Consider the following 13195-nt stretch of genomic DNA (forward strand, 5'->3'; position numbering starts at 1 on the left):
GCTAACTGCCGGATGTAATCTGATCAACCGCGGGCATCAGAGCGGCTTGCCACGATTGCCATGCTGGCTGACAAACGCCTGCACCGCCTTCAGGTCGTTAGCCAGCACGGTGCAGCGCTCTTCACGCTCGAACAGGTCGGCCAGGTGCTCCGGCAATTCCAGTGCCTTGCCAACACCGGCCTTCTCCACCGCTTCGGGGAATTTGACCGGGTGCGCGGTACCCAGGATCACCATCGGAATATCCAGGCTACGGCGGCATTCGCGCGCAGCCTTCACGCCGATAGCTGTGTGGGGGTCGAGCACTTCGCCGGTCTGGGCATAGACCTCGGCAATGGTTTCGCACGTCTGCGCATCATCCACGGCCAGGGAGTCGAACAGCTTGCGGGTTTCGGTCCAGCGCTCTTGCTCGACGCTGAAACCGCCACCCTGCTTGAAGCTGCTCATCAACTCGGCCAGCGCCGCGCCATTGCGACCGTGCATGTCGAACAGCAAGCGTTCGAAGTTAGACGACACCATGATGTCCATGGATGGCGACAGTGTGGCGTGCAGGGTTTCCTTGACGTACTGGTTGCCGCTCATAAAGCGGTGCAGGATGTCATTGCGGTTGGTAGCAACGATCAACTGATTGATCGGCAGGCCCATGTTGCGTGCCAGGTAACCGGCGAAGATGTCGCCGAAGTTGCCGGTCGGCACCGAGAACGACACCGAACGCGCCGGGCCGCCCAGCTGCAGGGAGGCGTGGAAGTAATAGACGATCTGGGCCATGATCCGCGCCCAGTTGATCGAGTTCACCGCCACCAGGCGTGTGCCCTTGAGGAAGCTCTGGTCAGCGAAGCTGTTCTTGACCATTTCCTGGCAGTCATCGAAGTTGCCTTCGATGGCGATGTTGTGGATGTTCTCACCGAAGATGGTGGTCATCTGGCGACGTTGCACCTCCGACACGCGCTTGTGCGGGTGCAGGATGAAGATGTCGACGTTTTCGCAGTGCTTGCACCCTTCGATGGCAGCCGAACCGGTGTCACCGGAGGTGGCGCCGATGATCACCACGCGCTCGCCGCGCTTTTCCAGCACGTAGTCCAGCAGGCGCCCCAGCAATTGCAGGGCGAAGTCCTTGAACGCCAGGGTCGGGCCGTGGAACAGCTCCAGCACCCACTCGTTGCCGTTCAGCTGGCGCAAAGGCGCGATGGCGCTGTGGGCAAACACGCCGTACGTCTCTTCCAGGATCTTCTTGAAGTCCGCATCCGGAATGCTGCCGGTGACGAACGGGCGCATCACTCGAAATGCCAGCTCGTGGTACGGCAGGCCGGCCCAGGAAGCGATTTCCTCCTGGGTGAAGCGTGGCAGGTTTTCCGGCACGTACAGGCCGCCGTCGGTGGCAAGGCCTGCCAGCAGGACGTCTTCGAAATTCAGGGCCGGTGCCTGGCCGCGGGTGCTGATGTAACGCATGACTGGCTCCTCTAAAACATTCTCGAACAGAGGCCGCCGAAGGTGCGGGGCCCCTGGAACAAATCGGTTAGTTCAAGTGCTCGACGCGAATGCGCACCACAGGGCCGACCACACCTTGCAGGGCTTCGAGGGCGTGGATGGCATCGTTGATATGCTGCTCGAGCACGCGATGGGTCAGCAGGATCATCGGCACCTGGCCGTTTTGCTCCTCGACTTCCTTCTGCATGATCGATTCGATGTTGATACCGCGCTCCGACAGAATGCTGGCGACCTGGGCCAGCACGCCCGGATGGTCCTGGGCCTGGATGCGCAGGTAGTAGGCGCTTTCGCAGGCTTCGATCGGCAGGATCGGGTGGGCCGACAGCGAGTCCGGCTGGAAGGCCAGGTGCGGCACGCGGTTTTCCGGGTCGCTGGTCATGGCGCGAACCACATCCACCAGGTCGGCGATCACCGACGAAGCGGTCGGCTCCATGCCGGCACCGGCGCCGTAGAACAGGGTGGAACCGGCGGCGTCACCGTTGACCATCACCGCGTTCATCACGCCGTTGACGTTGGCGATCAGGCGGTCGGCTGGAATCAGCGTCGGGTGCACACGCAACTCGATACCGGCCGGGGTGCTGCGCGCCACGCCCAGGTGCTTGATGCGGTAGCCCAGGGCTTCGGCGTAATTCACGTCGGCGGTGGTCAGCTTGGTGATGCCTTCGGTGTAGGCTTTGTCGAATTGCAGCGGGATACCAAAGGCGATGGAGGCCAGGATGGTCAGCTTGTGTGCCGCGTCGATCCCTTTTACGTCGAAGGTCGGGTCGGCTTCGGCGTAGCCCAGGGCCTGGGCTTCGGCCAGTACGTCTTCGAAGGTACGGCCCTTCTCGCGCATTTCAGTGAGGATGAAGTTACCGGTGCCGTTGATGATGCCGGCCACCCAGTTGATGCGGTTGGCAGACAGGCCCTCACGGATCGCCTTGATCACCGGGATACCGCCGGCCACCGCGGCTTCGAACGCCACGATCACGCCCTTCTCGCGAGCCTTGGCGAAGATCTCGTTGCCGTGCACGGCGATCAGCGCCTTGTTGGCGGTGACCACGTGCTTGCCGTGCTCGATGGCCTTGAGCACCAACTCGCGGGCCACGGTGTAGCCGCCTACCAGCTCGATGACGATATCGATCTCAGGGTTGGTGGCCACGGCGAATACATCGTTGGTAATCGCAATACCGGTCGTTTCGAACTGAGGCTTTGGCGAACGCGTGGCAATTTGCGCCACTTCAATCCCGCGACCTGCGCGGCGGGAAATTTCTTCAGCGTTACGCTGAAGTACGTTGAAGGTACCGCCACCGACGGTCCCTAACCCACAGATGCCTACTTTGACCGGTTTCACTGAAGAACTCCCCATGAAACGGCCGACGCTAGGTCGGCCGTGAAAACAGCCGCACAACTGCGGCTCTCAATTAATGACCCGTCGACAGTTCGGCGGGTCATGATCGTCAAAGGCTCGACGATTAATGCTTACTTGGCACCCAGTGCCAGTTTGGCAACTTGCGGCGCCGGCTGGTAGCCCGGTATCACCTGGCCGTCGGCCAAAACGATGGCCGGTGTACCGTTCACACCAATGGACTGGCCCAGGGCGAACTGCTTGGAAACCGGGTTGGCGCATTTGGCCGATTTGATTTCCTTGCCGTCGACCATTTTGTCCATGGCGGCCTTCTTGTCGGCCGAGCACCATACGGCTTGCAACTGCTCGTCACCCGGCGAACCCAGGCCCTGGCGCGGGAACGCTACATAGCGCACTTCCACACCCAGCTTGTTCAGTGCCGGTATCTCGGCGTGCAGCTTGTGGCAGTACGGGCAGGTGGTGTCGGTGAACACGGTGATGTGGGTCTTGGTTTCGCCGATGGCGGGGTAAACCACGGTTTCAGCCACCGGGATGCCGTTGATCAGCTTGGACACGCCCAGGCGCTCGGCCTTCTCGGTCAGGTTGACCGGCTTGCCGTCCTTGAGCTGGAACAGGTAGCCCTGCACGATGTACTGCCCATCGGCACTGGCGTACAGCACACGGCTGCCCTTGAGCTTGACTTCATACAGGCCGGCCATGGGGCTGGCGCTGATGCTTTCGATCGGGGTGTCGAGCGCCAGGTTGGCCAGGCTCTTGCGAATGGTCTGCTCGGCCGCATCATCGGCGACAGCAAAGGTGGAAACCAACGCAATGGCTGCGGCGGCAATAATCTGGGTCAAGCGCATGGGAACTCCTGAAGGCAGAGGCAGGGACGGGAGCAGAATACTGATCTGGAACACAACGGGTGCCGTCCCCTTTGCTAACCGGCAAAGCCTACCACAGTTGGGCGGGAGGGCAGACCGCGACAAGTAAAATGGGCCATTTCTGACGTTTTTATCCGCGCGGGTGATGCTTGGCGTGCATATCCTGCAAACGTGCGCGTGCCACATGGGTGTAGATCTGGGTTGTGGATAAGTCGCTGTGCCCGAGCAGCATCTGTACCACACGCAAATCGGCACCATGGTTGAGCAAATGGGTGGCGAACGCATGGCGCAGGGTGTGAGGCGACAGGGCCTTGCCGATTCCAGCCACTTTGGCCTGGTGCTTGATGCGGTGCCAGAAGGTCTGGCGGGTCATCTGCTCGCCGCGCAGGCTGGGAAACAGCACATCACTGGGGCGCCCACCGAGCAATTCGTGGCGCGCATCGCGCATGTAGCGCTCGACCCACACAATCGCCTCCTCGCCCATGGGCACCAGCCGCTCCTTGCTGCCCTTGCCCATCACACGCAATACGCCCTGACGCAGGTTGACCTGCTCCAGCGTCAGGCTGATCAGTTCGGTCACCCGTAGGCCGCAGGCGTAGAGCACTTCCAGCATGGCGCGATCACGTTGGCCGATGGCTTCGCTGAGATCCGGCGCAGCCAGCAAAGCCTCCACGTCAGCTTCCGACAAAGACTTAGGAAGAGGCCTACCTAATTGCGGCATATCGACTTGTAGAGTTGGATCGGTCGCGATGAGCTTTTCCCGCAACAGGTAACGATAAAAGCCACGCACGCCGGAAAGGAATCGTGCAGTAGAGCGTGGCTTATAGTTCTGCTCCAGGCGCCAGGCCAGGTGATCGAGGATCAGCTCGCGCCCGGCGTTGATCAGCTCAAGGTTTTTTTCCTGCAACCAGCCATTGAACAGGGCCAGATCACTGCGGTAGGCCTGGCGCGTGTTATCCGAGAGGCCTTTTTCCAGCCAGAGGGCGTCGAGGAAACGGTCGATCAAAGGGTGGTCGATGGCGGGCATGGGTACTCAAAGCGGCGCAGCATGGGGGCTGTGCGAATTATTTAGTGAACTGTGACAAGGGCCGCTAGTCTTTCATAGCCCGCTACTTCAAGGAACAGGAAGCTTCAATGAATGAACAACAGATTTTGCTGGCCTTTGGTGGCATTGGAGTGGCGGCGCTGGGCTGCCAATGGCTGGCCTGGCGGCTCAAGTTGCCGGCGATCCTGTTTCTGTTATTGACGGGTATTTTGGCGGGGCCTGTACTGGGCTGGCTCGACCCGCAGGAGATGTTCGGCCCCCTGCTGATGCCGTTGGTGTCCCTGGCTGTAGCGCTGATCCTGTTCGAAGGCAGCCTGACCCTGCACCTTTCGGAGTGGAAGGAAATCGGCAGCGTGGTGCATCGCCTGGTCACGGTTGGCGCCCTGTCGACCTGGGCAGTGATCACCCTGGCCACTCACTGGCTGTTGGGCTTTGACTGGATGCTCGCGCTGCTGTTCGGCACGCTGACCCTGGTGACCGGGCCAACCGTGATCGTGCCGATGCTACGCGTGGTGCGCCCCAAAGCCTCCATCGCCAATATCCTGCGCTGGGAAGGCATCGTCATCGACCCGATTGGCGCGTTGCTGGCGGTGGGGGTCTACAGCTTCATCATTGCCCGGGCTTCCGGCGACGGCTTGAGCCATAGCCTGCTGACCTTTGGCGGCGTCATCCTCTGCGGTAGCCTGTTCGGGATCGCCGGCGGCTGGGTACTGGGGCAGATCATGCGCCGCCAGTGGTTGCCGGAATACCTGCATAACTTGGCGACGCTGGCGGGTGTGCTGGGCATCTTCATTGCCGCCAACCAGGTGATGCATGAGTCCGGCCTGCTGGCGGTCACGCTGATGGGCATGTGGATGGCGAACATGAAGGGTGTGGATGTAAGACACATCCTGCACTTCAAGGAAAACCTCAGTGTGCTGCTGATTTCCGGGCTGTTCATCCTGCTGGCGGCGCGCCTGGACCTGAATGCCTTGATCGCTCTGGGGCCATTCGTGCTGATTCTGCTGGTGATCATCCAGTTTATTGCACGCCCACTGAACGTAGCGCTCTCAACCTTTGGCTCCGGACTCAACTGGCGCGAGCGAGCGCTGCTGGCCTGGATCGCGCCACGGGGCATTGTGGCGGCGGCAGTATCGGCGATCTTTGCGATTCGCCTGGACGAGGCAGGGCATGAAGGCGCGTTATTGCTGGTGCCGCTGACCTTTGCGGTAATCATCGGCACCGTGGTGCTGCAAAGTGCCACGGCGCGCCCCTTGGCGCGCCTGCTGAAAGTCGCCGAGCCAGCGCCCAGCGGCTTCCTGATCGTCGGCGCGAACGGCCCGGCGCGGGCGCTCGGCAAGGCATTGCAGCAATTGGGCAGCCGCGTGTTGCTGACTGATTCCAGCTGGGAAAATATCCGCGCCAGTCGCATGGAGGGCCTGCCGACCTACTTCGGCAACCCCGCCTCCCAACATGCCGAGTCCCATCTGGATCTGGTCGGCCTGGGGCATTTGCTTGCGCTCTCCCCGTCCGGCGAGCTGAACGCCTTGGCGACCATGCGTTTTCGCCATGACTTCGGCCATCGTCTGTTCGCCCTGGCCAGCAGCCAGGAAAGCCGCCGCACCGACAAACACAAGGCCAGCCACGAACACCGCGGCCACCTGCTGGGCAGCCAACCCCTGAGCTATACCAAACTGGCCAGCCTGTTGGGCCAGGGCGCCGAACTGTATAGCACCAACCTCACCGACGGCTTTGGCTGGGAGCAGTACCAGGCGTTGCACGGGGAGCGCGCCACCTTGCTGTTTGCCCGGGACACCAGCGGCTGGGTGCACGTGGTCACGCCCGAGAGCAGCTTGAAGCCGGCGGCCGGCTGGACCCTGCTGGCGGTGATTCAGCCGGAGAACGGCAGCGCCACGTAATCAGTCGGCAAACCCAGGCAGTACCGGTACAGGGCGTTTGTCCGCGTCAATCGCGACAAAGCTGAACACGCCCTGGATCGCCTTTTCACGGCCATCAGCGCTCATGCTCTCGACAAACACTTCCACTTCAACCTTGAGGCTGGTGTTGCCGACTTTGATCACCCGGCCGATCAGCTCAACGATGGAGCCGGCCGGGATTGCGTGATTGAAGTCGATACGGTCGGTGGAGACCGTCACCAAAGGCAAGCGACAGAAGCGCGTGGCGGCGATGAACGACACTTCGTCCATCCATGCCAAGGCGGTGCCGCCGAACAGGGTGTTGTGGTGGTTGGTGGTAGGCGGGAACACGGCCTTGGTCACGCGGGTGACGGACAGGTCGGTGCGGCGCTGGATTTCTTCGAGACGGGTGGTCATGGTCAATACCGGCAAATGGACAAATTTCAGACACAAAAAAGCAGCCCGTAGGCTGCTTTTTTCTGCATCGGGAAGCTGGACTTAAGCCAGTTTTTCCTTGATGCGAGCTGCTTTACCGGACAGGTCACGCAGGTAGTACAGCTTGGCTTTACGTACGTCACCGCGACGCTTGACGGCCATGCTGTCGATTTGCGGGCTGTAGGTCTGGAAAGTACGCTCTACGCCAACACCGTTGGAGATTTTACGAACAGTGAAAGCACTGTTCACACCACGGTTACGCTTGGCGATTACCACGCCTTCGAACGCTTGCAGACGCGAACGGTCGCCTTCCTTCACTTTCACCTGAACGACAATGGTGTCGCCCGGGGCAAAGGTAGGGATCTCTTTGGTCATCTGCTCTGCTTCGAGTGCAAGGATGATTTTGTTAGTCATGCTGTGCTCCTAAGGTAAGTCAATGGACCTACCATCGATACGTTGTTAACTATCGTCCCGCGCGAGGATGTATTCCTCGAGCAGCTTCTTCTCTTCTCCAGAAAGCGAGCGGCTTTCCAGAAGATCGGCGCGTCGTTCATAGGTCCGACCAAGGGACTGCTGTAAACGCCAACGCCGGATGTGTGCGTGATTGCCACTTAGCAATACGTCGGGAACACGCTGATCCGCATACACCTCCGGTCGGGTGTAGTGCGGGCAATCCAGCAAACCATCCGTGAAGGAATCCTCCTCCGCAGAGTCCACATGCCCTAAAGCTCCAGGCAGCAGTCGTGTAACCGCATCTATCAGGACCATTGCCGGCAGCTCGCCGCCAGACAATACATAGTCCCCAATCGACCACTCTTCATCGACATGAGCTTCAATAAAACGCTCGTCAATGCCTTCATAGCGACCGGCAATCAGGATCAAACTTTCCTCATTCGCCAGTTCGCGTACCGCCGCCTGTTTCAGCTGACGGCCTTGAGGGGACAGGTAAATTACCTTCGCCTTCTCCCCGGCGGCTGCCTTGGCCTGAACCAATGCATCTTCCAGGGGCTTGATCTTCATCACCATGCCCGGGCCACCGCCAAATGGGCGATCGTCCACAGTGTGATGTCGATCCGTCGTGTAGTCTCGCGGGTTCCAACAGGTGAGCTGCAACAGCCCCTGTTTCACCGCCCGACTGGTGATGCCGTACTCGCTGATGGCGGAAAACATCTCGGGAAACAAACTGATCACTTCAATGCGCAAATTAGCCACGCTTAGAAGTCCGCGTCCCATTCCACCTTCATCTCGCCCGCTGCCAGGTCGACGGCCAACACGCATTGCTCGGTATAGGGCAACAGGCGTTCGCGATCATCCAGGCTGCCAGCGCAAGGCTTGACCACCATTACATCATTGGCGCCGGTTTCCAGAAGATGATCGATTTTCCCCAGCAATTGCCCGAGTTGATCAATAACCTTCAGACCTTCCAGCTGGTACCAGTAGTACTCGCCGTCGGTCAATTCAGGGAACAGGTTGCGCGGCACGCAGATCTCGTAACCGGCCAGAAGACGAGCTTCTTCACGATCATCAAGACCCTTGAGCTTTGCGACCAGGAACTTGTCGCTCCCGCGTCCACTGACCAGCTCGACCTGTTTCACACTCCCTTCGCGCTTGAGCGTCCAGGTTTTGTACTGCAACAGGTTTTCAGTCGGATCAGTAAAGGAATACACCTTCACTTCGCCGCGAACGCCATGAACAGAGTAAATCTTGCCGATAACGATCAAATCATCAGCAACAGCTGGCGTCGCGTTCATATTGCTCAGGCTGCGGCCTTAGCCGAGTCCTTCAACAGTTTTGCAACGCGCTCGGATGGCTGTGCGCCAACGCTCAGCCAGTAGGCTACGCGCTCTTGGTTCACGGACAGACGAACTTCTTGACCACGAGCAACAGGGTTGAAGAAACCAACCTGTTCCTTGTGCGAACCGTCACGCGGGTTGCGGCTGTCGGTTACGGTCAAGTGGTAAAACGGGCGCTTTTTGGAGCCGCCAAGGGCAAGACGGATTGTTAGCATGTGAACATCGTTCCTGTAGTCGGTGCTGCAAATCTAAATGCACAGCGGGCATAGGTGCCCGAAAGGCCGCATATTCTAAGGAATATCCGGACTTTTGCAAATGTCTTTTTCTGGCGCCTATCAGCGTGCCATTCAGATCTGCTATAGAGCCGTCGGTTAAAACGGCGAGTCAGCCCCCGCCAACGGCGGGTTTGCTGGAGATCCCACATCCCTGTGGGTCGGAGCAAAGGCGAGCCCTTGCTCGAATTCTTTACATTTTGGGCATGCCGCCGCCGGGCAACATACCGCCCATGCCACGCATCATCTTGGCCATCCCGCCTTTGGCGGAGAATTTCTTCATCATCTTCTGCATCTGCTTGTGCTGCTTGATCAAGCGACCGATGTCCTGCACCTGGGTGCCGGAGCCCATGGCGATCCGGCGCTTGCGCGAACCGCTGATAAGCTCAGGGTCGCGGCGCTCGGCCGGGGTCATGGAGTTGATGATGGCTTCCATCTGCTTGAACTGCTTCTCTGCCGCGCCCTGGGCATTGCCCATCTGCGCCAGGTTTACACCGCCGATGTTGGGCAGCTTGTCCATCAGGCCGCCGAGGCCGCCCATGTTCTTCATCTGTTGCAGCTGGTCACGGAAGTCTTCAAGGTCGAAGCCCTTGCCCTTCTTCAACTTCTTGGCCAGCTTGTCGGCCTTGTCCTTGTCGAGCGTGGCTTCGGCCTGTTCGATCAGGCTGAGCACGTCACCCATGCCGAGGATACGCGAGGCGATACGCTCGGGGTGGAACGGTTCGAGCGCGTCGCTCTTCTCGCCCATACCGATGAACTTGATCGGCTTGCCAGTAATGGCACGTACCGACAGCGCGGCACCGCCGCGTGCGTCGCCGTCGACCTTGGTAAGGATCACGCCGGTCAGCGGCAGCGCATCACCAAAGGCCTTGGCGGTGTTGGCCGCATCCTGGCCGGTCATGGCATCGACCACGAACAAGGTTTCGACCGGGTTGATCGCGGCATGCAGCGCCTTGATCTCGCCCATCATCTCTTCGTCGATGTGCAGGCGACCGGCGGTATCGACGATGACCACGTCGATGAACTTGAGCTTGGCTTCTTTAATAGCCGCGTTGGCAATGTCGACCGGCTTCTGGCTCAGGTCGGACGGGAAGAAGGTCACACCCACTTCGCCCGCGAGCATTTCCAACTGCTTGATGGCCGCCGGACGGTACACGTCGGCCGACACCACCATCACGGATTTCTTCTTGCGCTCTTTAAGGAAGCGCGCCAACTTGCCGGCGGTGGTGGTCTTACCCGCACCTTGCAGACCGGCCATCAATACGACGGCTGGCGGCACGGCGCTGAGGTTCAAGTCTTCGTTGGCCGCGCCCATCAGGCTTTCGAGTTCGGCCTGGACGACCTTCACGAAGGCCTGGCCCGGGGTCAGGCTGCGGGACACTTCGGTGCCGACCGCGCGCTCTTTGACCGAGTTGACGAAATCCTTCACCACCGGCAAGGCCACGTCGGCTTCCAGCAACGCCATGCGCACTTCACGCAGGGTGTCTTTAATATTGTCCTCGGTCAGCTTGGCCTTGCCGGTAACGTGGCGCAGCGTCTGCGAGAGACGGTCAGTCAAGTTTTCAAACATGCGCGATCCTTTCAGGCCCTACTCATCGAAATGCAGGTAGACCGAGGTAATGGCGGCCCAGGCTGTGGTCAATCGCTATTAAAAACAGCGCTCGCCGAGCCTGCGGCGTGGGCAGGTCGCGGATTATAGCGAAGACTGCGCCCATGCACACCCGCTGTCTGGCCCGGGAGTCTTTCTTGCAACGCAGGTGTGTGCCAAACTCAACGCCTTTCGGGCTTGCCTACCAGGATTTATGCTCCCCTTGTCACCCAGTTTGCTACCCAGCCTCGCCGCCGCCATTCTGTATGCCGCTGCGACTCTCTATCAGGGCACTCGTCTGGCCCAAGGCGTCAAAGCGGACAAACGTCTGCTCGTCGGCCTTGGCGTGCTGGCCCTGCTGGCCCATGCCGCCAGCCTGTTCACTCACCTGATGACGCCGGTGGGCCTGGGCCTGGACTTTTTCAGCGCCGCCAGCCTGATCGCCGCGGCCGTCATCGCACTGACGTTGCTGGCCTGCTACCGCATTCCCGTCGAGAACCTGCTGGTGCTGCTATACCCCTTGGGTGTGCTGACGGTATTGCTGGCGCAGTTCACGCCCACCGGTACCGTACAGGTGATTGACGAAGAGCCGGGTATCCTTGCCCATATCCTGTTGTCGATCCTCGCCTACGGCATGTTCACCATTGCGGTGTTCCAGGCCCTGCTCCTGTTGCTGCAGGATCACCAGCTCAAGCACAAGCACCCCTCAGGGCTGATCAAGAACTTCCCGCCGCTGCAAACCATGGAAAGCCTGCTGTTCGGGTTCCTGTGGGCCGGCTGGACCCTGCTGTCGCTGTCGCTGATTTCCGGCTGGCTGTTCGTCGAGAACCTGTTCGCCCAGCACCTGGTGCACAAGACCCTGCTGGCGTGCCTGGCCTGGGTGGTGTTCAGCGTGCTGCTGTGGGGCCGCAACCGCCTCGGCTGGCGTGGGCACAAGGCAATACGCTGGACCCTGGCCGGGTTCTGCCTGCTGATGCTGGCCTATTTCGGCAGCAAGCTGGTTCGCGAATACATCCTGCATATCTGACGGGCAGCGATCATGGATAACTTGCCTTTGGAGCCGATGCTCGCCGTCATTGCCTTGCTGATTTTATGGGCGGCGCTGTTTACCGCCATCGAAGCAGCACAACAGCATCTGTTGGCCCTGCGCCCCGGTACCCGCCAGGGCGACAAGGCTGCCGCACGCCTGAGCTTCCCGCGCCATAGCCTGATTCTGTGCAACAGCCTGTGCCGCGCCGCCGTGGTGATCCTTTGCACGCTGCTGGCAATCTATGCCTGGGCGCAGAACGGCCCATGGCTGGGTTGGCTGGTCTCTTGTGCACTGCTGCTGATTCTCGCCGACTACCTGCCTCGCATCCTGGCCACCCGCCATCCGCAAGCGGTGTTGGGTTTCGGTAACGCCCTGCTGGGCGTGCCGCTGAAAATGCTCTACCCGCTGGCCTGGCTGCTCAACGGCATCAGCCTGTTGCTGCTGCGCCCGTTCGCGCGCAAATCCGGTGTGGTGAAAAACAGCGATGAGCCGCTGCCGGACCATGACGACCAAGTCCCGCCCGAGGCCGACGAAGACCGTGCGCCCGGTATGCCCGGCATCCACGCGCTGGATAACATCACCGTCAACGACATCCTGGTGCCCCGCAGTGAAGTGGACGGCATCAACCTGGATGACTCGATCGACGAGATCATCGAGCAGCTGCGCAGTTCCCAACGCACGCGCCTGCCGGTGTTCCACAGTGATATCAACCAGGTCGAAGCGGTGCTCAACACGCGCCAGGTCCAGCACCTGCTCCCCGACGCCAGCCTGACCAAAGAGGCGCTGCTCGCTGCCTGTCACGAACCCTATTTCGTTCCGGAAAGCACACCATTGCAGCTGCAACTGCTGAATTTTCACAAGCAGCAACGGCGCCTGGGCATGGTGGTGGACGAATACGGCGAAGTGCTGGGCATCGTTACCCTGGAAGATATCCTGGAAGAAATCGTCGGCGAGTTCGAAAGCGATCAGGCTGTGGATAACCCCCACATCGAGGCCCAGCCCGATGGCCGCTACATCATTGACGGCGCCGCTTCGATCCGCGAACTGAACAAAAGCCTGGGCTGGCACCTGCCCAGCGACGGCCCCAAGACCCTCAACGGCCTGGTGACCGAAGCGCTGGAAACCATCCCCGATTGCGCGGTGTGCCTGAAGATCGGCCGCTATCGCCTGGAAATCCTCGAAACCGAGGACAACCGGGTGAGCAAGGTGTTGATCTGGCATACCAGCCATGTGCCCGTGGCCGCCTGACCTCAGCAGGCTCAACCCGGTCAATGTGGGAGCTGGCTTGCCTGCGATGCAGGCGACTCGGTCCTTCAGTTGAACCGAGGTGATGCTATCGCAGGCAAGCCAGCTCCCACATTGATCCAGTTCCAGGCCATAGATCCTCACCAGCCCCTTGTTGGATCCTTAGCCCCCTTCCTATAATCCATCCGGCTTACCC

At 60.3% G+C, this 13195-nt stretch carries 13 protein-coding genes; 3 read left to right on the forward strand and 10 right to left on the reverse strand.

Annotated elements, in window-relative coordinates:
• Positions 1–36: 36 nt before the first annotated feature.
• The 4 genes from thrC to xerD form a co-directional block, all read right to left on the reverse strand.
• Positions 37–1446, reverse strand: a complete 1410-nt coding sequence (gene thrC, locus E4O97_RS23035; protein ID WP_122733557.1) for a threonine synthase — start codon at positions 1444–1446, stop codon at positions 37–39.
• Positions 1447–1513: 67 nt separating this feature from the next.
• Positions 1514–2818 (reverse strand): homoserine dehydrogenase, encoded by a 1305-nt coding sequence (locus E4O97_RS23040; protein ID WP_248162335.1) that lies wholly within the window; start codon positions 2816–2818, stop codon positions 1514–1516.
• A 128-nt stretch (positions 2819–2946) separates the two neighbouring features.
• Entirely contained in the window at positions 2947–3678 is a 732-nt protein-coding gene (locus E4O97_RS23045) for a thioredoxin fold domain-containing protein (protein ID WP_005791088.1), read from the reverse strand.
• A gap of 148 nt (positions 3679–3826) precedes the next feature.
• Complete coding sequence (xerD, locus tag E4O97_RS23050) at positions 3827–4723, reverse strand: site-specific tyrosine recombinase XerD (protein ID WP_078822235.1); 897 nt, start codon at positions 4721–4723, stop codon at positions 3827–3829.
• Between the two features lie 107 nt (positions 4724–4830).
• On the opposite strand from xerD, the gene E4O97_RS23055 reads away from it, so the two are divergent.
• Positions 4831–6639: a sodium:proton antiporter gene (locus tag E4O97_RS23055; RefSeq protein ID WP_248162336.1), complete on the forward strand. Its 1809-nt coding sequence runs from the start codon at positions 4831–4833 to the stop codon at positions 6637–6639.
• Here E4O97_RS23055 and E4O97_RS23060 read toward each other — a convergent pair whose 3' ends face one another.
• The 6 genes from E4O97_RS23060 to ffh form a co-directional block, all read right to left on the reverse strand.
• Positions 6640–7053 carry an acyl-CoA thioesterase gene (locus E4O97_RS23060; protein ID WP_005791095.1) on the reverse strand — a complete coding sequence of 138 codons (414 nt, stop codon included), beginning with the start codon at positions 7051–7053 and terminating at the stop codon, positions 6640–6642. It lies immediately after the preceding gene.
• Between the two features lie 81 nt (positions 7054–7134).
• Positions 7135–7485, reverse strand: coding sequence for a 50S ribosomal protein L19 (rplS, locus tag E4O97_RS23065; protein WP_003175895.1), 351 nt, complete (start codon positions 7483–7485; stop codon positions 7135–7137).
• A gap of 45 nt (positions 7486–7530) precedes the next feature.
• A complete protein-coding gene (gene trmD / locus E4O97_RS23070) occupies positions 7531–8304 on the reverse strand; it encodes a tRNA (guanosine(37)-N1)-methyltransferase TrmD (RefSeq protein WP_173664496.1) in 774 nt (257 codons plus the stop codon).
• Complete coding sequence (gene rimM / locus E4O97_RS23075) at positions 8286–8822, reverse strand: ribosome maturation factor RimM (protein ID WP_003175898.1); 537 nt, start codon at positions 8820–8822, stop codon at positions 8286–8288. The genes trmD and rimM overlap by 19 nt, the downstream gene beginning before the upstream one ends.
• A 5-nt stretch (positions 8823–8827) precedes the next feature.
• Positions 8828–9079 (reverse strand): 30S ribosomal protein S16, encoded by a 252-nt coding sequence (rpsP, locus tag E4O97_RS23080; RefSeq protein ID WP_003175899.1) that lies wholly within the window; start codon positions 9077–9079, stop codon positions 8828–8830.
• A 250-nt stretch (positions 9080–9329) separates the two neighbouring features.
• Entirely contained in the window at positions 9330–10706 is a 1377-nt protein-coding gene (gene ffh / locus E4O97_RS23085; protein ID WP_017139724.1) for a signal recognition particle protein, read from the reverse strand.
• A gap of 241 nt (positions 10707–10947) precedes the next feature.
• Here ffh and ccsA point away from each other — a divergent pair, with 241 nt between their 5' ends.
• Together ccsA and E4O97_RS23095 are read left to right on the forward strand one after the other, a co-directional pair.
• Positions 10948–11751, forward strand: a complete 804-nt coding sequence (gene ccsA / locus E4O97_RS23090) for a cytochrome c biogenesis protein CcsA (RefSeq protein ID WP_248162338.1) — start codon at positions 10948–10950, stop codon at positions 11749–11751.
• Positions 11752–11763: 12 nt separating this feature from the next.
• Positions 11764–13002 (forward strand): transporter associated domain-containing protein, encoded by a 1239-nt coding sequence (locus E4O97_RS23095; protein ID WP_248162345.1) that lies wholly within the window; start codon positions 11764–11766, stop codon positions 13000–13002.
• Positions 13003–13195: the final 193 nt, after the last annotated feature.

Source organism: Pseudomonas sp. W15Feb34 (assembly GCF_023127765.1).
Classification (GTDB): Bacteria; Pseudomonadota; Gammaproteobacteria; order Pseudomonadales; family Pseudomonadaceae; genus Aquipseudomonas; species Aquipseudomonas synxantha_A.

Bases quoted from the DNA above. Each gene is read 5' to 3' on its own strand.
- E4O97_RS23095 (WP_248162345.1), top strand. From the start codon at position 11,764: ATGGATAACTTGCCTTTGGAGCCGATGCTCGCCGTCATTGCCTTGCTG.
- rpsP (WP_003175899.1), bottom strand. From the start codon at position 9,079: ATGCTAACAATCCGTCTTGCCCTTGGCGGCTCCAAAAAGCGCCCGTTT.
- E4O97_RS23045 (WP_005791088.1), bottom strand. From the start codon at position 3,678: ATGCGCTTGACCCAGATTATTGCCGCCGCAGCCATTGCGTTGGTTTCC.
- rplS (WP_003175895.1), bottom strand. From the start codon at position 7,485: ATGACTAACAAAATCATCCTTGCACTCGAAGCAGAGCAGATGACCAAA.
- thrC (WP_122733557.1), bottom strand. From the start codon at position 1,446: ATGCGTTACATCAGCACCCGCGGCCAGGCACCGGCCCTGAATTTCGAA.
- E4O97_RS23060 (WP_005791095.1), bottom strand. From the start codon at position 7,053: ATGACCACCCGTCTCGAAGAAATCCAGCGCCGCACCGACCTGTCCGTC.
- xerD (WP_078822235.1), bottom strand. From the start codon at position 4,723: ATGCCCGCCATCGACCACCCTTTGATCGACCGTTTCCTCGACGCCCTC.
- ffh (WP_017139724.1), bottom strand. From the start codon at position 10,706: ATGTTTGAAAACTTGACTGACCGTCTCTCGCAGACGCTGCGCCACGTT.
- E4O97_RS23055 (WP_248162336.1), top strand. From the start codon at position 4,831: ATGAATGAACAACAGATTTTGCTGGCCTTTGGTGGCATTGGAGTGGCG.
- rimM (WP_003175898.1), bottom strand. From the start codon at position 8,822: ATGAACGCGACGCCAGCTGTTGCTGATGATTTGATCGTTATCGGCAAG.
- trmD (WP_173664496.1), bottom strand. From the start codon at position 8,304: ATGGGACGCGGACTTCTAAGCGTGGCTAATTTGCGCATTGAAGTGATC.